The sequence below is a fragment of the Runella defluvii genome (assembly GCF_014195535.1).
GTDB lineage: Bacteria > Bacteroidota > Bacteroidia > Cytophagales > Spirosomataceae > Runella > Runella defluvii.
Window position 1 is genome coordinate 1 of the sequence record NZ_JACIBY010000036.1, and the last position, 17,940, is coordinate 17,940.

Below are 17,940 nucleotides of genomic sequence, written 5' to 3' on the forward strand. Positions count from 1 at the left end.
CGCTAAAAACATATTAGGCGAGGGCATCGCCTTGAACCGTCAACGTGAGGCGTTAGCCTGTGCGTAGGTTTTAGAACCTCATTCCATTTAGGGATGAGAGTATGTCAGAGTGACACCACCACTTTCTTTTGGACTGACTTTGCACGTTTTTGGGCGTCTTTGAGTGTAAATGTCACTGTATGCACTCCTACAGCCGGTTTAATGGGGTAGTAATTGAAGTAAAGCAGATTTTGTGCCTTCGTAAGAGTAGTATATGGAATACGAATCTGGTCGTTAGGACGATAGATAGTTTTGTTAAATTCGATATTTCCATCGAATTCGGTGACCGAAAATTCAAAAATGTAGTCCGTAGCAAGAATTTCGGCACCTTGCTGTTTTACATATAACTCAAATCTTTGATATTCTGACTGACGAATCGTCTCCATTCCTGATACCGTTCGTATTTGAAAATTAAAATCAGGCAATGATTCGAGCGCAGGGGTTAATGGAGCCACATTAAGATTGCCATCACAGCCAAAAATGAGTAGTATCAATGGTAGTAACTTGATGATTTTCATGAAATTAGAAAAAGAAAATGGAAGCCCCGAGCGCGAAATGAAATTTTTGGACATCTGAGGTAGGAAACCAAAGCATTTTAGTAAAAACGGAGATGGTAGAAGCAACGGTTAAACCCATTTGGGCCTTTCCACCAACAATTAGCCTATTTTGATTAGTCAGTTGATAAGCTGAGTCATCAAGAATACTTTTTCCTCGATTTATCAGCTGATACCCTCCTACACCCCCCAAAGTAACAAGTCCTGTTATTCCTTTCTGCTGAAATAATATTCGGCCCATTGCGAAGTGAATGGTCATTGACTCTACTGGGACATGTTGTTTTAGAACAGCGTAGTCTTTTCTTAAGTAAGCAATCCCCCATTGACGGATTAAGCGATTACCTATGAATTTTCCACGGTTCAATTCGATGTTAAAACCCAGATTATCTGTTGACTTCAAGCCGTCTATTTTGGCTATTGATATTTCGAGGGATCGTTGGCCTTTCAACTGTTGGCAAAAAGAGGTAAGGTTAAATGCCAACCACATGAAGGCAGTCACATAGATTCTCATATACTTTTTGCTTGATTAAGTACGCTATCATCTATTTCAAAAGTCAAGTGCCGCCCACCCCCTCGTTCATAAATTTCTACACTGATCAGTTTGTTGTCAGTAATAGATTTGATGGGTAGTGCAAACACCATTTTTCGCTCGGTTTTTGCACCAATGGACTGAATAGATTCTGGATGTACATATAGAGGAGTCAATTCTTCATTCTGCACAGCCATCCGTTTAATTGTATGACGTTCTTTGACAAAAAATTTGATAAAATCCCATTCATAGTCGAGCTCGCTCTCATTCTGTAGTTTGATTTGTAAAAAGGTAACATCCTGCTTGCGATAAACACCCATAATCATTGCAGTACATTCGTTTTTTACCATCCCGATGCCAACGAGGAACGCACTTTTTGCATTTACTTTCTGAGAAAATGATAGCAGTTCATTTGTCGGAATGATACGTTTTGACTCTTGCGTTTGATTAAAAGGGTTGATTGAACCAATCCCAAGGTGAGAAGCAACTTTCGCATCCGATTGAAGATTGTTGGCAATGTTGATGTTAAATACTTCTGGGTTTTCGTTGTAATTCACTAAAAATGAATAAAAACCGCCATCTTCGGTAATAATGGTCATGTTGGTCTCTTCGGCAAACCCTTTGATGTTTGCTTTTACACGTAATACATTGGTGACATTTTCAGGAACAAGGGCAATTACAGCGTCGGAGCCTGCGTCAAAATCTTTAATTCGAGCAGGAAAAATGATGTGGGTTGTTTTTTGATAGGCGACTTCTATTGGATATGATCCTTTAATGGCTGCTTTGGAAATGGGTAACAAGTAGGGATTTGCCGTAACAAAAATACGAGAGGTATCGGGTAGTTGACCTAAGCAACTCCTCCCCCACCCTGCCGCAATAAGTAAAAAAATGAAGGTTTTCATAAAAGTATTAGGAACGAACACGCAGTAAAATGCGATGATTAGATTTAATTGTAACTTTCGGCTGGGACATTTTTTGTTGGATAAGTCCACGTGCAACGTTAAAACCTGCATTGGTGGCTTGGATAGCAACTTGAGCCCCTACTTGCTGGCCTACACTTCCTTGTGGCAAAAACATATAAGGAGAGACACTCCCACTGGCCGATTGGCTTAGGCTCTGCGCGATTTTTGTTTTTTCTTGCAAACCTGGAACATACAGTCCTTCTTTCCCGTCTAAATCAAATGCAACGAGATGAATCTGATATAAACTGTTTTCGACCCGAATATTAGTTACGATAATTTTTACCCGATCACCATTTACAGAGCAATTTCCTGAAATGAGACTGTTGACAGGAAGTTTTAGCTTATTTTTTCCAACGATAAGTTGCGTTTCTTGGGTAAGGCGAATCCAAATAGACATCCCATTTTCAACCGTTATTCCTTCGCCTTCTCCATGAACGACCGCAGGAATTGTTTGAGCGTCGGTATTAGGATTCGCAATACCAGCATCCGTTTTTTTGCCACCTAAACCATAAAATCCGTTGCGAGCATGATTAGCCTGGATATTTATCCTTTCGGTTGATAACTTCAACTTGGTTTCACCAATTTTATCACTCAACGGTGGTGTTTGAAACATTGTATCAATATTGGGTGTTTCATACTGGTGTATTCTTTCTTTTAAACCATTTCTCCAGTTTTCTAAGTCGATATTCGTCGGCGCTTTGCCCGATACTTGCTGTTCGAGTAGCTTGTTATTAAAACGAAGTGTTTTTACTAATTCTTCATTAGCCGCCTTCGTTGTAGGGTCTTCTATCTCATTTTGAGTAGCTGCGTTTTTGTACAATGACTGGATAGTTGAGTTCTGTCTTCCAATTGTCTGACTCTGAGCCTGCTGATACATACCCAAAAGCTCCTTTTTCTGGACCTGCTTTTCTACAGTTGACACTTGAGTTGAAGTGTTTTCTCCCCAACCGTCATTTTCGGGGTTAGTACCTGTAAGTTTATGGGTGTTTTGATTGGCTGTTTCGTCGAGTAAACTGCCAGATACAGTAATCCCGTTGGGGTTTGAGGCATACTTATTTTGGTGATCAAATTCCTTTAGATTGGCAGACGGCGGTTGTAAACTTAGGGGTGTCTCTGGTACAGCTGGCTCAATGCTTACTATCCAGTCTTTTTGGTAACCTAGAAGCCCAATAATGATTAATACGGGCACTGGGATGAGCGAAAGTGCGACTATTTTTTTGCTGGTTTGCAATTGTTCACTTACTTCCCCCAGTCTTGATGGTTGGTTAGAGGTCATTATCTTACAATGTTTTCTTCGATTGGCTGACTGGTACTATACACCCTAAAGTTTCTCATTAAAAAACCATTGGGGTTTGCATCGGAACGATTAACATCCACCATTTCAACTTGGGTAATAAGGGTTCTGGTACTACGTGCAGTTGCTCGCTCTTGCACTAATTTTAGATAGGCTACCACAGGGTAGGGATAATAGCGTAAATCAATGCTAACAGAGTCAATATTAACGCGTTGTGTGATGTTAGATGTTATAATTTGGTCGTAAAATCGCTGTTCTCGCAAATTGTCATACAGTTTTTTGGCGCTTTCATCGCAAAGGAAAAAGGCTTTTTTAACGTTGGTTTCTATAGATGTTGGATCTGGTGAAACGGTGAAAAACAGTTCATGGAAACGTGCAACGTGGTGTTTTGCTTCAGCAGCGCGGTTGTCCATCACATTTCCTGAAAAGGCTTCTAACGCAACACCCCGATTCAAAATAAAAATGCGTTTTGAAAAATTGTGGGCGTAATTTAGAGAAAGTACGACTGCTGCAAGTGCTATTGTAAGACAGCCTGCTACTACGGTAAATGTTAGGTATTTAGCGCGTTGAAATTGTTTCTCCAATTCTAATAACTCTTTCATTTTAACGGATAGATTGGGTTTTTATCATTACCTGAAGGGTGCTACCTTGGTGATGAATATATGCCTTACTGGTTTTTTGTTCATACTCATTAAATGCAAAAAGCAACGACACAGAAGCAATTCCAAAAGCCACAAAACAAAGGATTGTAGAGTACAATAAGCGCTTCTGTAAAACTTGGACTAAGTTATTCTGATAATTTGCGGTATGTGGTTTCATATTTGTAGTGTTATTTTTTACGCTGTAAAATTTGGTTCCAGTTTTTAAAACGAGTGGAGGTTTGCACTTTATTGGCCATGTTTTGAGCTTTATTTGATGCTCTGTCTAAAGGTGGTTTCATGCTTCGATAACCCGCTTGGGCGTAGTTGGAAATCCCTTGGGTTATGCCTCCTACGCCGCCTACTGATAAAATTAGATTGGTTGCGGCAGGTACTTGAAAATAGCCGATTAGAATAAGCACCAACAACCCTAAATAGCCATAGCCTAGAAAACCGTCACCTGTGAGCGACTCGTTGGTTTGACCCGCAGGAGAGTAATTGGTAAGGTATAATTCATGAATTTTGAAACTGATGATACCATATATATTGGCTACAACGGGTAGCAAGGAGAAGTTGATGTACTTGCCAAACCATTCGGCTATATTCCCCGTAAAACCATCAAATACGGCCAGCGCAATGGCAATGGGCCCTATGATTCTAAGCACAATTCGGAATAAGATAGAAATCAAATACAATATTCCTTCGGCGATGTTACAAATTGCCACCAAAAGATTTTGGAACATTTCTTGTAATGCAATGTCGATTTTTGCGGCGGTGTAATCGGCAATCGTAGAAAATTTTAGACCCAGAGACTTGAACGTCTCAGACCACGATTCATCACCTCCTGAGTCATTTTCAGTCTGTTGTTCTTGGAAAACTTTTAGCTTATCCTCTACGGCCTTTTCGCGTTGTTTGATGATGTAGGCGATGCGCTCAGTGGTAGAGTTACCATTTTGAGTAACTGCCGATACCAGACTATCAGCTCCCGCATCAATGGCGTTGGTTATTCGCCCCAATGAACCAATCAGTAATGCAATGGCAAATGGTCTTAAAAGGGGAAAAAAATCAATGGGTTCGTTGCGACTGATTTGGCCAATAAGCCTTGAGGCAATGTAAAGCATCGCGCCCGCTCCTGCAATTACTCTGGCGTAATTTTCAAAAATTTGAATCGTCCCTTTTTGAGTTGAATTGATTAACTCTTGGTAAAGTTGGGTACGAATAATTTCTACAAAAGACTCGTTCATAGTGAGTTATATAATGCCATACTTTCGTTGCAAGTTGGCTCTTATTTCTTTTAGTATTTTTTCACGTTCTATTTCCATTGCTGCATTCACTCGGGCTTTACATCCTTCACTGTTGTCGCAGTTTTTGAGGAGGGGCTCAAACATATCAACTATGTCGGCATTGATAATGGATTCTGCAATACGTAGTTCGCTCTGGTAAGCTGTCATGCGTTCAGCCACTTTCTTTGCTTCTTCATTGCCCTGTACGCTAGTATCTCCCAAACCTGAGTCAATGACGTCATAGCTGCTTGCGTGGATTCCTGAGATTGGAATTCCAAAATTTCCCGAGGTCAGCCCGTTGTGATACGTAGATCCGTTGAGTGCCAACCCATAAAGTTTAGCGGTTGCAATTCGGTCTTGGTTAGTCCTAGCACGGCTGATGGAGGATTTCCGAATACTTCCATAAAATTCATTCATCACTGCCCGAAAACCATTCACTTTCTGGTACATGTCTTCCAACCATTGCATTCGTTCTGCATCAGTCATTTTAGCATGGCGTTGGATGAGTGCATTGGAGGCAGCAATCATAATTGAGCTCCCCTCGTTGTTTATTTTTTGAAACCCTGCCAAAACACGCCCATATTCTCTGGGATGAATGTGTTTATCTTGCGAAATGACTGCGGCCATTTTATTCATGTCTGACATGGCACCTTGGACATTCCCAACGAGTTCTCGTCCGCGATTGAATTGCTGTACGGCAGAGGCGACTTCCATTAGCTTTTTGACATTCCCCACTAATTCTTTGAAACTAGGGTCTTGAAGTAGCTTGATGGCGGTGGTGATGCCTGTATGAATGGGGTCAGAGACCACAAATTGTGCTTGCGTATGCGCAGAAATAAAAAGGCTTACTGCAAGCCCTAATAACGTTTTTTTCATAGATGGTTCGTTAAGAATTCTTAGTTAAATCGTTCCCCTCTCGCCCAGGCTTTGATGCCTGCTTCCGTGTTCCCATGATAGCGATGAAGGGTTAAATCGGCTATTTCTTCTACTTCTCGCTTTTCGGTAGTAAAAGTAGCGTAGGCTGTTTTAGACATTTCAACTCCATAAACTTTCGTATAATCGCCAATCAATAATGCCATTTCTTTGTATTTGGGGCGATTTGAATCGTTCATTCGATTGATGCTCAAAATGATGTTGGCCTGTTTTTCGGATAGGCCAAGGGTTTGCATAATATCATCAAAACGCTTTTCGTAGTTTGATTGGTCAAATAAAAATTTGATGGGAGAGTTGTTGATAATTGCATCTTTAACAAAGGCATTTCCTACCAAATCGTCCACTTCTTGGGTAACTACTCCCAACGAGCCATAGTGTTTTCTTACTGTCTTTGAACACCATTTCAAGAAGGTTGCAAAGTTGTCTTTGGCTAAAGCCTTCCATGCCTCTTCAATTACCAACATTTTTAAGACTCCTCTGACGGTAAATAGTTTACGAACGTAGTTGTTCATAATCATAATGGTAGTAACTGGAAACAAAACGGGGTGGTCTTTGATGTTGTCTAATTCATACACCACAAAGGGGAGCTCCATCAGGTCAATGTTCTGGCGTGAATTGAGCAAATACTCGTATTTCCCGCCTTTAGCGTAAGGACGTAATACGTAGAGGAAGTTCTGTAAATCAAACTCAATGTTAGCCCGCCCTTGATTTTGGGTGAAAATTTTAGGGTAAACCTGCTGGGTATAATCATAAAAGGTATTGAAACAGGGAAAATGTTTACGGCCTCCCTCCCACTCTTTTCTTAGAAATCCAAAATAATTGGAAACGATGTCAGAAATGGTGATTTCTTCTGATTTGGTAGTCAGCTCATTATCTTTTTTCCAAAGTGCTTCCAATAAATTGGCAATTGATTCTTCTGTTTCGGCATCTGGATGCAACCCTTTGACGTAGAAAGGATTAAAACTGAGTGGGTTGCTTTCTTCATAAGTAATGTAACGCCCGCCTAGGGTATCACAAAGGCGACGATAACTGTGGCCAACATCCACAATGCTGATGTGTACGCCATGAGAACGCAAGTAATAAAACAAGGCATTCATCCCAAATGATTTACCCGAACCAGATGGCCCTACTACCATAAAATTACGGTTGTTAATGAGTCCTTTTTCCATGGGTTTGAAAAAAGGGTCAACCATTATCGGTTTGCCGAAGCGGTCAGTGAGCCGTACTCCATTGGGGGTAAATACGGTATCTTGATAATTGCCTTCCATATTCCATAAGCAAACGGCTTCTTCGGAAAAACACAGTACCAGATTGTCTAATCCAATCTCGGCAGCATTACCAGGAATGCACGACCAGAAAAGGGTTTCGGCATCCCAATTGGCAATGCGGGGACGAAAACCCATTCGAGAAATAGCCGATGCGGTTTGGGACCGATATTCTTCCAGTTTTTCTTTATTTTCGTGCCAAGTCAGTACATTGTAGTGAACTCTCACGGGGCGGCGGCCTTCTGCTTTCATTTCTTCAATAAAGGCGTCTTTGGCCTCGAAGGCGACCATATTCTCTTTTGACCAAGCTGAGAAACTATTGTGCCTGCGCATTTCTGCGGTTAGTTTATTGCTTAAATGGTCTGAATCTTCGAGATAAAATACTTGGTTGAAGATATGATTGCATCCAAGCATGAGCCCCAGTTGCGACCCAAGAGAGGTCGGAAATTTAGTAGAATCTGTGGAGTATTTCTCCAGAATTTGCGCATTGCTGAGTGTAGTTGGAAAGTCTTCTAAATCGGCTAGGGTAAAAGTCTGGGTATAGTTGCCCCCTACCCTGAGCTCATCTTTCATTTGAAGATCCTGTAAAGTTGTGTCCGTCAATGAAAGTGTGAAATACTGTTGAAAAATTCCCGACTCAGTCTCACTACCTAACCAATCAACGGGCTTCATTATGTCGCACTTGATTTTTGCAGTGGATTCTAATATGGATGAAAATTGGATAACAGTATCCAAAAATTCTTTCCAAAACTTAGCGTCTAAGGCATCTTTTGGCACATAATGATTCTTTAACAATGACGAGTTGAGGCTTTTTCTACGGGTAATTTCTTGGGTAGGTCGAGTGATAAAAACATACGAACGTTGCTCAATATACGTTCTTTCTAAAAAGTGTAACTCATTTTCATAAGCTAGGTAATTGTTATTGGCAATGTAGGCCCTTGTATCATCGTTTAATTGATGACGTTGTTCCAAGAACCAGTCTTGTTTGTGTACAACATACCCATTTGGTAATGTAGCCAATGCCCTGACAAAGGTTGTATGTAGTGTATCATAGTCTGCATCTGAAGGGGTAAAAACTTCGGGGAGCTTCAACCTAAAACCAATCGTTAAGTCCGCATTTTTGGAAACCACCACGTTTGTGGATTCATCTACGGCCAAAATTGGGAAAATATGCTCAATATTTTTGATTTTACTTTTGGTCATTTTTTAGTGGCAAGTTTCAATACGGCTTTGACAGGAACAATTTTATGAAAAGGCATTTTTTGATGGATAAAATGAGGTTTTCGCTCTTGAACGGGCTGTTTTTCCATCCCCCATCGGCCATATTTTTTACTCAGGTGAAAAGCTGCGCTAATCGTTGCGCTCAATAAAAGCAACAATAACAAAAAAACGACGATGGAGGGGATACCAATAATGACCAAAATGAGGCAGCTAAAAATACTGCCAACGCCTCCTATGGCGCCAAGGTAAAAGTATTTGCCCCGCAGGCCCTTGAACTCTATTTCATGGTCAACTCCTTTGAAAATAATAAATTCTTTCATGTGGCTACGCCCATTTGCTAAAGGTAAGGTTGATAATGTAACCGATGAGAAACAAAAACATGAGTGACCCCAGCCATTTTAAGGCAAATTCATATACATCATCGTCACCATTTTGAATTTTTATAAAAACGCGTATCATACCAATAATGGCAAACACAATGCCTAGATAAACGCTTGCTTGATACACCTCAGGAGCGGCATCTCGTATAACCCCAGCGGCATTGTCAGAGCCAACGTAACCAAAGGGGCTTTTGATGCCGAAATCGACGAGTTCTACTAAACCATAGCAAGTAGCTAATGCTCCAAACCAATGAATCAGGCTGCTTTCAACACCATCTTGACCTTGGTTCCATCGTTGAAAGATTCGAACCCCACCAATAACCGCCGCAATGGAGAGAAGTGCCACACATATCAATCTAACTTCGTCGTAAATTCCATTGAGGGCATTCATCGAGACATGATTTTATCGTTGAGACTTGGATCAAAAACACCTTGAGAGTTAACAATCGCTTGAATAATTCCTCCTAAAATAAGAACAGCAATAATAGCGGCTAACCATCGAGCGGTCATTGACAATATCTCATCACTGCCATTCATTTGCCAATGATTATAAATTCTAAATCCCCCTACCAATGCCAATAACCCACAAACGGTGTAACTAAAGGTGGATACACTTCCAATCATACCAATCAATGGTTCCGTAATAAGGTGGTCAATCTGGGTGTTGGTCGTATGTCCACTTCCGTTGCCCACAATATCTAGAAAAATCATTTTCATTTTAGAAGAAGACTGCTTGAAGAATAGCGGCAATGGCCAATAAAAACAATACAGCTCCAAACCAGCCAACGGCGTGTTTCTGAACCTCTTGGTCTCCGTTTTGCCATTTGTTATAAACCCGAAAACCACCTACGAGCCCAACGATTGCCGCGACGACGTAAATGAGTGTGGTAACTGGTTCAAAATACCCTTTTACGTCATTGGTCGCCTGAGACAAAGCCTGTGCTCCTGCTTGAATGCCCCGATTTTGAGAATAGGCGAATGATGAACATAAGCTCAGGGTCAGCCAAATTGCGTGTTTTTTGCTTGAAAATTTAGAAAGCATAATTTGAAGGTTAAAAAACTAATTATCGGATATGTAGGGTTGAAAACCCACTCGTTCATAAATGGCCTGTGTTGATTCTGGCAAATTTGCAATAGCCGTCATGTAGTCACAGCCAAGGTCTTTTTGCATTTCACAAACTAGCTCATGCGTGCTTAAAAGTTCTTCTAAGAGTGCGTTATGATTGATTTCGTCTGTTAAAAGGTCTTGGCTTTCATTGTCATTGAAGGTATCATTGATGAAGTTTTCACTTCTTTCCTTCTCGTCCAACTCGGTGAATGGCCATTGACTATCTTTGAAATCTAACTCTGCAATTGTCTCAAATTCTTCGCTTATTAGCTCAACGGGTGGTTCAATTTGATTGGCTAGGAGGGTTTGAAACGCCTCGTTTGATGTATCAATCGAATCTACAGTGGGTGTTGATACGTTACTTTTGCCTATTTCAGGGATTGAACCAAAAAAATCAGTCTCTATAATTTCAGGGGCCAGGTTAGGTACTACAGCTGGGGATTTGACCGAAGGGCTTTTGAGGGATATAAATTCTATATCTCCCCTTTGTGGTTTTGCCTTCGTGGGGGATTGGGAGTGAAATAAGAATACACTCCCCGACCATACCACCATGAAAATTAAGCAATACAGGGTGTACTGACCCAATGTAATATATACTAAAATTAGGGTGAACATAAATGTTGGCAAATCAATAAAGATGCAAATTAAATTTAATATAATTTAAAATACAAATTTATTAATATTTAATTATTTGCTATTTTTGCCAAGCTAAAATGCTTCATTAACCGTTATTGGAACATAGATAAGTCTTTTATCCGCGTGGTAAAAGCAGTGAACACCGACAACCATTTTTGTTTTTTCTGTAGGTTTTAGCACCATAAATGTTCCTTGAGGAGTTGTGGTAGTTTGTGCTGTTTTCATTAGTTGAGCGTATTGTTTGTAAGTAGGATATTGGTCAATTAGGCGCAGCATGGTTTGATATTGGGTCAAATTGGTAAAATATATCCAGCCGAAAATAATGAGCAGGGGCAGACTTATGCCAGGTATCCCGAATTTACCAAGCGCGTACCAAAACGCTTGGCGGTTGTTTTCAAATCGGATGACCTTTGCGCGTTCTTTGATACTTTCAGTAACAGATTGTATGGTGTTGTTATTTTTTATCCCCATTTGTTCGATTTCACAAAGAATAGAGGTGACTGTTTCATCAAGCCTGATCCCGTATTTTTGCTGGTAATGACCCTGCAAGCGTGTCATCTGCTCCGAGGTAATTGGTTTCATAACTTTGCCAATTCGTTTTTTAATTTCATTGCAGTTATGAAATCATATCGATCTAACCCATGCCCTAGCTGCACCATTTTTAAAATTTGGTTTCCTACTTGGGTGCTGGTATCTATGTCACCAAAAAAATTAACTTGTAGTTGATGCTGAGTGGCATACGACTGAATTTCAGAAATGAGTTGGGGGTGTTTGTAAAAGCTATATTGATTGACCCAAATACAAATTGGAAAGGTATTGCCAATAATTTGCTGCATCTGCTGAAGGTACTGCGTACAAGCGAAATAGGAAGTATTTCCCGCAATCACAACGTCAAAGATAAATTGACACTGTAGGTGTTGGGCTAGTTCGTAAAACTGTTCCGTACTAAAATCAACGGAGAATAAGGCAGGAATTTGTTCACTCTCTGGCGCGCCAAAGTCTAAATAGCAATTCTCAAAAGGAAGTTGGCTCAAGTCTGTTAATGAAAATAAAAGTTTGTCACGGGTTATTTTCTGACGTTCGTCCAGCATAGAAAGAGCTGCAATCCTTCCAGTACCGCTCAAAAAAGCAAGCTGACGAGAGGACGTCTGTGTAGAGGCATCAACGTCCACGAAATACGTTCCAGGCTGTGATTGGTGTTTGAGCGCCAATAGATAGACTAAGAAAGATTTCCCAACGCCTCCTTTGGCTTGGAGGATAAAGTGAAACTGTTTCATCGTGTTTATAGGAATTTGAGATTTGTTTTGGTCGAATGTTCGTCAGTATGATTTGGGTCAGAAAATGAAAAGTCGGTTTTTGCTTGGGTTTCATTAACTGGCTTGGACGCTGGTAGAGGAGATTGGGTTTTGGATTGGATAGGAGGCTCTACTGTAAGAGTAGCGGCAAGAATAGCCATTCGGTGTTTTTGTGTACGAATCCGTTCGATGATTTTTGCACTGATAGTAATACCAAGATCTGCGGTGATTTTATCGGCTACATATCGAGACGAATAAGCAGAGATGATATATGGGCGATAGAAGGCATACAACATAACATTGCGTTTTCTGACCTTTGATAACACGGCGTCACAGAGGTCTTTTTTGCTGATAAAGTGTGTTTCCAAAGGTGGCATACGGGGGCAAAGAAAGAAGGACAGTTCGTGAATTCAAAAGGAGATTAGCGGGGATAAAAGGAGATTATGGGAGATTAAAAAGAAAGCGAAGCGTTAGCAAGCCATGACTTTGTCCTGACAAAAAATTTACAAATTTTTCGCCAAAGTCGTAGAATGACGCAAGCTATTGAGGAAAAATGAAACCACTAAAAGACGAAAAGATAGAATTACGCTTAACAAGAGAGGAAAAGACGTTAATCGAAAATAAGGCACAAAAGGCGGGAGTTTCTGTCAGTGAATATATGAGACAGGTGGCATTAGGGATTGAAGTCACCCAAGCCTTCACCGAAGAACAGCACCGAATTATTGTTGGCGTAGCGAATAACCTTAACCAGCTAACCCGATTTGCCCACGCTGGGAAATTGAACATAGGTAAAATTAATAAGATCTTGGATACCCTATTCGAGGGCTTAACATGATAGCAAAGACGGTACTTGGAAGTAGTTTTTCGGGAGCAATTATGTACGGAGCAGCAGAGAAACAACCAACAAAAAAAGCCAAGCTCATTGACAGCCATAATGTAATGGGTACAACCGCGGAACATTTTGCACTACAAATGCAAACTTTAGCCAATAGGAGCAAGTGCAAAAATCCTGTATGGCATACTTCGTTGAGCTGGCCCGAGAACGAAGCCATTGATGAGGAAAAAATGCGCAAAGCGGCTCGGTTGTATTGTGAGGGAATTGGTGCAAACTTAGCCCAACATCAAGTGGTTGTTTACCAGCACTTTGACCAAAAACATCCCCATATTCATATTTATTTGAATCGTGTTCCGATTGGTGGCGGAGCTGCATTAGATTCAAGTCATAATTATGCACGCAATGTAAAGGTGTGTCGAGACATTGAAAGAAACTTAAATTTTCAGCCTTTACCAGCGCAAAGAACAAGCCTTTCTGACCATTTACCCCCAAAAATGCAAGCTCGTCAAAAAGTGAAAAAGGCGCTAACTTCTCTGTTGATTGCTAAAAAAATCAATAGTATTGATAAGCTCAGCGAGGAGTTGGCCAGCCTTGGGATTGAGAGCCGTTTCAAGTACGACCGTAATGATAAATTAGTGGGCTGTAGTTTTCGGGTCAACGAAGTGGCCATTAAAGGAACCGAAGTAGGTTTTAAAGCAAAGCAGATTGATGAACTTTTAAGCCGCAACGGCATTGATTTATTAAAGACCCGCAAGGAGGTTCTGCCTAAAAATGAAGCAGTGCCTTTTGAGTCAGGTTACTTGGTTGTTAGGGCATCTGTCAATGAAACCAAGGCCGACTTGTCTAAAATAGAAAAATCTCTTTGGCAAGCTCAAATGCAATTGCGTCAAATAAAGCAAAATGCAAAAACGATGAGCCATAAAAAGCCAGTAAAAAAGTTTAAAAAAATGTAATAAAATATATACAAATAATATTTATTTTGAGTTTATTTGTGAAGTAAATATTACAAATATCTTCTATGCTAACTCAAGAAAACCTGATTAATTTTTTGAGGCATAACCCTGCCTTAACCGTTTCCACGCTTGAAAAAGAAGCTTCTATTCCAAAAGGAACAATAGCTCAAACTTTGGCGGGGACTCGCAACCTCAGCGAAAAACATCTTGTTGCTTTATTCCCCATCTTATCGAAATATGGGTATTCTGACAGCCTTTATGAAAAAGCCAGGGTGATTTCGATTATCAACCACAAAGGCGGAGTTGGCAAAACGACCACCACTTCTTCTTTGGGAGAGGCACTGGCTAGGCGCGGATTCAAGGTTCTCCTGATTGACTTAGACCCGCAGGGCAACCTAAGTCAGATTTTGGGTATAGATGCTCCCGAGAGTCAAGTGGCCCAAGTACTTTTGAATCACGCGATTCCATTGCCCATTGTTGAAATTTCTGAAAACCTGTATTTATCTCCTTCAGATATTGAGTTGGCCGATGCCGAAATCCAATTGATTTTGAGTGTGGGAGGGGATTTAAGGTTAAAGAACAAATTGCAGCCAATCTTGAGTACCTTTGATTATGTGTTGATTGATTGCCCGCCTTCGTTGAATAAGCTTACCATTTCGGCTATGAATGCTTCAAATAGCTGTCTCATTACGCTCCTGCCTGAAATGTCGGCAGTAAAAGGGCTGAACTCGTTATTGCAGCGGGTGATGGAAGTAAAAACAAACCTAAACGCAGAGCTTGTGGTTGATGGGATTGTTTTTACAATGGTTAAGAAAAATAGTGTTCACGAAGGTATCAAAGAAAATGTCAAGAGTAGTGTGCCGTTTCGAGTATTTAATACCGAAATCAAACACTTGGTAGATTTTCAAAAATCACAGATTTTACAAAGCCCTATCGCCAAATTTTCGGACAACTCAGAAGCTGCCAAAAACTACCGAGATTTTTGTGATGAATTTATTCAATACCTACAAGTTGTAAAATAACAAACATGGCCAAGATAGATTTTAAAGCAGCGATAAGCCAAAAAACGCAGCAATCGCTCAACAATAGTTACATTAGCTCCGAGCAAATCAAGCAGAGTATTGTTGTTTTAGAGGAACTCCGAAGCTTCATTCCGTCTCCAACTAATGAAGAACTGACTCAGCTGGAAGCGAACATTATAAAAAATGGCTGCAAAGATGCTCTTTTACTTTGGGAAACTACGCAGCGGGTAATTGACGAGAATTCTCTAACCCCTGATGCGCCCGTTTATATTTTGGTGGATGGTCACAACCGTTTCAAAATTTGTAGAGAACGGGGAATCAATTTTAACGTTCAGGTCATGCGTTTTGAATCTTTGAAAGAAGTCAAGGATTATATGATTGATTTGCAATTAGGGCGGCGTAACCTGACCCCGCAACAGGCTTCTTATTTTAGAGGGTTACGGTATAATATTGAGAAGGCTGAAAAAGGGAAATATGATCGAAAAGATTATAAGTCTCAAAATGATACTTATGGCAAAACGGCTAATGAAAACGATAAGTCTCAAAATGATACTTATGGTAAAACGGCTAGTGAAAATGATAAGTCTCAAAATGATACTTATATTCAAAGTGTTGATATTGAGGGTTCTACTTCTGAAAAATTAGCACAAGAATACAAGGTAAGTCGGGCGACAATTATGCGAGATGCAGAATTTGCGGCAGGCATTGATCAATTGCAACCAACGCTGAAACAAGCCGTTTTGAATGGCGAAATTAAGATTGGGAAAACGGATATTCAAAAACTGGCGAAACGGAAGGTAAAGGGTTTAGTTGAGAATGTAGAAGAATTAGAAAATGTTCTTTTGGGAGAGGATGAGCCGAATGTAATTGATAAATCCCGCAATGCTGTTCAGAAGCAGTTGACAGCTACAATGACCAAAATATTGAAGGCTCCTAAAATTTCGGTAAAGGATTTGGAGCGTTTGATTGAAGTTGCCACAGAATTGAAAAAGATACTTTAGAACAGAGGGGTAGGAGGGAAGCTTTAAATGAATAAGTTTTAATCTACGCACACTGATTGGTTCCGATTAGCAACGCATCAGAACCAATCAGCTTCTTCATCCCACTCAACAGATGGTCTTTTGAATGGTTTTATACTATATATCTCGCTGAATCGTTGTTTTTTTTAGAGTTTCAGCGAGATATACTATTGTAAAGATATTGCAAGATTTGCTTCAAAGCCCCAAAGCAGAAATGCTGGCTATCTATGGACGTAGGCGGGTGGGAAAAACCTATTTAATCAAAAATGTGTATCAGCGTAATATTAGTTTTGAGTTTACGGGTACTCAAAATGCAACGCTCTCTAATCAGCTCTTTAAGTTTACCGAAAAGATAAAAGAATATTTCGGTGATTTAGGAAAGATTAAAACACCTAAAACATGGTATGAGGCTTTTTATCAACTGAAAATATGTTTGTCTAAATCAACCCAAAAACAGGTTGTTTTCTTTGATGAATTGCCTTGGATTGACACGCCACGGTCAAATTTTTTAGAGGAGTTGGGCTATTGGTGGAATGACTGGGCTTCTCGTCAAAATATTGTTGTAGTCGTGTGTGGCTCGGCAGCTTCTTGGATGCTCAAAAAATTGATTAATCACAAAGGCGGATTACACAATCGAGTGACTAAAAAAATCAATTTGAAACCATTTACATTGGCTGAAACTAAATTATATCTTGAACGCCTGAATATATGGTGGGATGATTACCAAATTATCCAGTTTTATATGTCCGTGGGAGGTATTCCAACCTACTTACAAGAGGTAAAACAAGGTGAAACCCCTACACAAACAATTGATAGACTGTTTTTTACAAAAGATGGGTCACTTAGATACGAATTCGCCAACCTCTATGCCGCCCTGTTTGACAATTATCAAAATCATATCGAAATCATAAAATTACTTGCTGGAAAATGGCGGGGTATGACTAGACAAGAAATCATTGCTGGTTCAAAATTTAAAGATGGCGGTGGATTAAGCAAAATATTAGAAGAATTGGAAACATCGTCATTTATCATGCGCATACCGTCTTTTCAGAAAAAAAGTAAAGATTTTGTATATCGTCTTACGGACGAATATTCTTTGTTCTACCTAAAATTTATTGAAGGGAAGGCGATTACGGGAAAAAATATTTGGCTAAAACAGTCTTCGGAAGAACAATACAGTTTTTGGGCTGGGTATGCCTTTGAAAATTTATGTATCAAACACGTTGAGGCTATCAAAATGGCGTTGGGTATATCTGGTATTTATACGGAAACATCAAGTTATTTTCATAAAGGCAATGAGGAGTATGAAGGTTTTCAATTGGATATGCTTATAGATAGGGCTGACCGTGCTATCAATTTATGTGAAATTAAGTTTTACAACGACGATTTGTCGATAAACGAAGCATATGCGGGGCGTTTACGGCAGCGAAGAGAATAGTTTAGAAACCTTTTAAAAACAAAAAAAGCCCTTTTTAATACCCTCATCACGACTTACGGAGTAAAGCAGAGCAAAAACAGTAGTAGCCAAATTGATCATATAGTCACAATGGATAAGCTATTTATTTTGAATAGTTTCGATTGAAAAACTTGTTTTATGAAAATTTAGCGTAAAACCCCCAATCTTTAGAAGGGGGATGTAAGCGATAATATACCGAAGGCTATTTAGGTTTGTGCGAAGGCTATTCATTAGCGCGCCTTTTGATTCTCAATATACTTTGTAATAGCCGATGCTGAAATACTGCCGATTGATTCGCAATAGTAAGAACGTGTCCACAAAGAAGGCAGTCGGCTTTTTAAGTAAGGAAACTCTTTTCTTAATTCAAAAGAAGAGCGCCCCTTCATTCTGGCTACAATATTGGCAGGGCTATCCATGGGCGTAGCCTTTACAAATACGTGGATATGGTCGGGCATTACGTCTAAAGTGGCAATTTCCCAATCATTCTCTATTGCCACTTGCCGAATGATTTCTTTAAG

At 40.0% G+C, this 17,940-nt stretch carries 22 protein-coding genes; 5 read left to right on the plus strand and 17 right to left on the minus strand.

Translation table 11 applies throughout. The annotated features are described in order from the left end of the window. Nucleotides 1-104: 104 nt before the first annotated feature. The 16 genes from FHS57_RS31265 to FHS57_RS31345 form a co-directional block, all read right to left on the minus strand. Nucleotides 105-557 carry a hypothetical protein gene (locus tag FHS57_RS31265; protein WP_183980691.1) on the minus strand — a complete coding sequence of 151 codons (453 nt, stop codon included), beginning with the start codon at nucleotides 555-557 and terminating at the stop codon, nucleotides 105-107. Between the two features lie 4 nt (nucleotides 558-561). Continuing rightward, nucleotides 562-1,104: a conjugal transfer protein TraO gene (locus FHS57_RS31270; protein WP_221225784.1), complete on the minus strand. Its 543-nt coding sequence runs from the start codon at nucleotides 1,102-1,104 to the stop codon at nucleotides 562-564. Beyond that, on the minus strand, nucleotides 1,101-2,024 hold the full coding sequence (gene traN, locus FHS57_RS31275) for a conjugative transposon protein TraN (RefSeq protein WP_183980695.1): 924 nt from the start codon (nucleotides 2,022-2,024) through the stop codon (nucleotides 1,101-1,103). Before traN ends, FHS57_RS31270 begins: the two co-directional genes overlap by 4 nt. A 7-nt stretch (nucleotides 2,025-2,031) precedes the next feature. Next, the gene (gene traM / locus FHS57_RS31280) at nucleotides 2,032-3,360 is read right to left on the minus strand and encodes a conjugative transposon protein TraM (RefSeq protein WP_183980697.1); all 1,329 of its coding nucleotides are present in this window, start codon (nucleotides 3,358-3,360) and stop codon (nucleotides 2,032-2,034) included. Beyond that, complete coding sequence (gene traK, locus FHS57_RS31285; protein ID WP_183980699.1) at nucleotides 3,360-3,980, minus strand: conjugative transposon protein TraK; 621 nt, start codon at nucleotides 3,978-3,980, stop codon at nucleotides 3,360-3,362. The genes traM and traK overlap by 1 nt, the downstream gene beginning before the upstream one ends. Nucleotides 3,981-4,207: 227 nt before the next feature. Then, nucleotides 4,208-5,260 carry a TraJ family protein gene (locus tag FHS57_RS31295; RefSeq protein ID WP_183980701.1) on the minus strand — a complete coding sequence of 351 codons (1,053 nt, stop codon included), beginning with the start codon at nucleotides 5,258-5,260 and terminating at the stop codon, nucleotides 4,208-4,210. A 6-nt stretch (nucleotides 5,261-5,266) separates the two neighbouring features. Then, a complete protein-coding gene (locus tag FHS57_RS31300) occupies nucleotides 5,267-6,175 on the minus strand; it encodes a hypothetical protein (RefSeq protein WP_183980703.1) in 909 nt (302 codons plus the stop codon). A gap of 20 nt (nucleotides 6,176-6,195) precedes the next feature. Then, nucleotides 6,196-8,700 (minus strand): TraG family conjugative transposon ATPase, encoded by a 2,505-nt coding sequence (locus FHS57_RS31305; protein WP_183980705.1) that lies wholly within the window; start codon nucleotides 8,698-8,700, stop codon nucleotides 6,196-6,198. Next, on the minus strand, nucleotides 8,697-9,038 hold the full coding sequence (locus FHS57_RS31310; protein WP_028524419.1) for a DUF4133 domain-containing protein: 342 nt from the start codon (nucleotides 9,036-9,038) through the stop codon (nucleotides 8,697-8,699). Before FHS57_RS31310 ends, FHS57_RS31305 begins: the two co-directional genes overlap by 4 nt. 4 nt (nucleotides 9,039-9,042) lie before the next feature. Further along, nucleotides 9,043-9,489: a DUF4134 family protein gene (locus FHS57_RS31315; RefSeq protein ID WP_183980707.1), complete on the minus strand. Its 447-nt coding sequence runs from the start codon at nucleotides 9,487-9,489 to the stop codon at nucleotides 9,043-9,045. Next, a complete protein-coding gene (locus FHS57_RS31320) occupies nucleotides 9,486-9,815 on the minus strand; it encodes a DUF4134 family protein (RefSeq protein ID WP_221225785.1) in 330 nt (109 codons plus the stop codon). Before FHS57_RS31320 ends, FHS57_RS31315 begins: the two co-directional genes overlap by 4 nt. A 1-nt stretch (nucleotide 9,816) precedes the next feature. Further along, entirely contained in the window at nucleotides 9,817-10,140 is a 324-nt protein-coding gene (locus tag FHS57_RS31325; protein ID WP_183980711.1) for a DUF4134 domain-containing protein, read from the minus strand. A gap of 18 nt (nucleotides 10,141-10,158) precedes the next feature. Then, nucleotides 10,159-10,821 carry a hypothetical protein gene (locus FHS57_RS31330; RefSeq protein WP_183980713.1) on the minus strand — a complete coding sequence of 221 codons (663 nt, stop codon included), beginning with the start codon at nucleotides 10,819-10,821 and terminating at the stop codon, nucleotides 10,159-10,161. A gap of 93 nt (nucleotides 10,822-10,914) precedes the next feature. After that, entirely contained in the window at nucleotides 10,915-11,424 is a 510-nt protein-coding gene (locus FHS57_RS31335; RefSeq protein WP_183980715.1) for a hypothetical protein, read from the minus strand. After that, a complete protein-coding gene (locus FHS57_RS31340) occupies nucleotides 11,421-12,119 on the minus strand; it encodes a P-loop NTPase family protein (protein WP_183980717.1) in 699 nt (232 codons plus the stop codon). Before FHS57_RS31340 ends, FHS57_RS31335 begins: the two co-directional genes overlap by 4 nt. A gap of 5 nt (nucleotides 12,120-12,124) precedes the next feature. Further along, entirely contained in the window at nucleotides 12,125-12,433 is a 309-nt protein-coding gene (locus FHS57_RS31345) for a hypothetical protein (protein ID WP_183980719.1), read from the minus strand. A gap of 257 nt (nucleotides 12,434-12,690) precedes the next feature. Here FHS57_RS31345 and FHS57_RS31350 point away from each other — a divergent pair, with 257 nt between their 5' ends. The 5 genes from FHS57_RS31350 (at nucleotide 12,691) to FHS57_RS31370 (ending at nucleotide 17,404) form a co-directional block, all read left to right on the plus strand. Further along, entirely contained in the window at nucleotides 12,691-12,972 is a 282-nt protein-coding gene (locus tag FHS57_RS31350; RefSeq protein ID WP_183980721.1) for a plasmid mobilization protein, read from the plus strand. 41 nt (nucleotides 12,973-13,013) lie between these two features. Beyond that, a complete protein-coding gene (locus tag FHS57_RS31355) occupies nucleotides 13,014-13,925 on the plus strand; it encodes a relaxase/mobilization nuclease domain-containing protein (protein ID WP_183980723.1) in 912 nt (303 codons plus the stop codon). Between the two features lie 65 nt (nucleotides 13,926-13,990). Then, on the plus strand, nucleotides 13,991-14,947 hold the full coding sequence (locus tag FHS57_RS31360; RefSeq protein ID WP_183980725.1) for a ParA family protein: 957 nt from the start codon (nucleotides 13,991-13,993) through the stop codon (nucleotides 14,945-14,947). Between the two features lie 5 nt (nucleotides 14,948-14,952). Then, a complete protein-coding gene (locus FHS57_RS31365) occupies nucleotides 14,953-15,948 on the plus strand; it encodes a ParB N-terminal domain-containing protein (RefSeq protein WP_183980727.1) in 996 nt (331 codons plus the stop codon). Between the two features lie 199 nt (nucleotides 15,949-16,147). Further along, complete coding sequence (locus FHS57_RS31370) at nucleotides 16,148-17,404, plus strand: AAA family ATPase (protein WP_221225786.1); 1,257 nt, start codon at nucleotides 16,148-16,150, stop codon at nucleotides 17,402-17,404. A gap of 248 nt (nucleotides 17,405-17,652) precedes the next feature. Here the strand turns inward: FHS57_RS31370 and tnpA are convergent. Further along, nucleotides 17,653-17,940 (minus strand): IS200/IS605 family transposase (tnpA, locus tag FHS57_RS31375; protein WP_183977381.1); only part of this gene is annotated, 288 nt, incomplete at its 5' end.

What these genes read in the sequence shown, in the direction of transcription:
- FHS57_RS31320 (WP_221225785.1), bottom strand. Translation starts at nt 9,815, where the DNA reads ATGAAAATGATTTTTCTAGATATTGTGGGCAACGGAAGTGGACATACG.
- traN (WP_183980695.1), bottom strand. Translation starts at nt 2,024, where the DNA reads ATGAAAACCTTCATTTTTTTACTTATTGCGGCAGGGTGGGGGAGGAGT.
- FHS57_RS31365 (WP_183980727.1), top strand. Translation starts at nt 14,953, where the DNA reads ATGGCCAAGATAGATTTTAAAGCAGCGATAAGCCAAAAAACGCAGCAA.
- FHS57_RS31345 (WP_183980719.1), bottom strand. Translation starts at nt 12,433, where the DNA reads ATGTTGTATGCCTTCTATCGCCCATATATCATCTCTGCTTATTCGTCT.
- FHS57_RS31335 (WP_183980715.1), bottom strand. Translation starts at nt 11,424, where the DNA reads ATGAAACCAATTACCTCGGAGCAGATGACACGCTTGCAGGGTCATTAC.
- FHS57_RS31315 (WP_183980707.1), bottom strand. Translation starts at nt 9,489, where the DNA reads ATGAATGCCCTCAATGGAATTTACGACGAAGTTAGATTGATATGTGTG.
- FHS57_RS31325 (WP_183980711.1), bottom strand. Translation starts at nt 10,140, where the DNA reads ATGCTTTCTAAATTTTCAAGCAAAAAACACGCAATTTGGCTGACCCTG.
- FHS57_RS31350 (WP_183980721.1), top strand. Translation starts at nt 12,691, where the DNA reads ATGAAACCACTAAAAGACGAAAAGATAGAATTACGCTTAACAAGAGAG.
- FHS57_RS31355 (WP_183980723.1), top strand. Translation starts at nt 13,014, where the DNA reads ATGTACGGAGCAGCAGAGAAACAACCAACAAAAAAAGCCAAGCTCATT.
- FHS57_RS31305 (WP_183980705.1), bottom strand. Translation starts at nt 8,700, where the DNA reads ATGACCAAAAGTAAAATCAAAAATATTGAGCATATTTTCCCAATTTTG.
- FHS57_RS31295 (WP_183980701.1), bottom strand. Translation starts at nt 5,260, where the DNA reads ATGAACGAGTCTTTTGTAGAAATTATTCGTACCCAACTTTACCAAGAG.
- FHS57_RS31340 (WP_183980717.1), bottom strand. Translation starts at nt 12,119, where the DNA reads ATGAAACAGTTTCACTTTATCCTCCAAGCCAAAGGAGGCGTTGGGAAA.
- FHS57_RS31270 (WP_221225784.1), bottom strand. Translation starts at nt 1,104, where the DNA reads ATGAGAATCTATGTGACTGCCTTCATGTGGTTGGCATTTAACCTTACC.
- traK (WP_183980699.1), bottom strand. Translation starts at nt 3,980, where the DNA reads ATGAAAGAGTTATTAGAATTGGAGAAACAATTTCAACGCGCTAAATAC.
- FHS57_RS31300 (WP_183980703.1), bottom strand. Translation starts at nt 6,175, where the DNA reads ATGAAAAAAACGTTATTAGGGCTTGCAGTAAGCCTTTTTATTTCTGCG.
- FHS57_RS31265 (WP_183980691.1), bottom strand. Translation starts at nt 557, where the DNA reads ATGAAAATCATCAAGTTACTACCATTGATACTACTCATTTTTGGCTGT.
- traM (WP_183980697.1), bottom strand. Translation starts at nt 3,360, where the DNA reads ATGACCTCTAACCAACCATCAAGACTGGGGGAAGTAAGTGAACAATTG.
- FHS57_RS31330 (WP_183980713.1), bottom strand. Translation starts at nt 10,821, where the DNA reads ATGTTCACCCTAATTTTAGTATATATTACATTGGGTCAGTACACCCTG.
- FHS57_RS31310 (WP_028524419.1), bottom strand. Translation starts at nt 9,038, where the DNA reads ATGAAAGAATTTATTATTTTCAAAGGAGTTGACCATGAAATAGAGTTC.
- FHS57_RS31360 (WP_183980725.1), top strand. Translation starts at nt 13,991, where the DNA reads ATGCTAACTCAAGAAAACCTGATTAATTTTTTGAGGCATAACCCTGCC.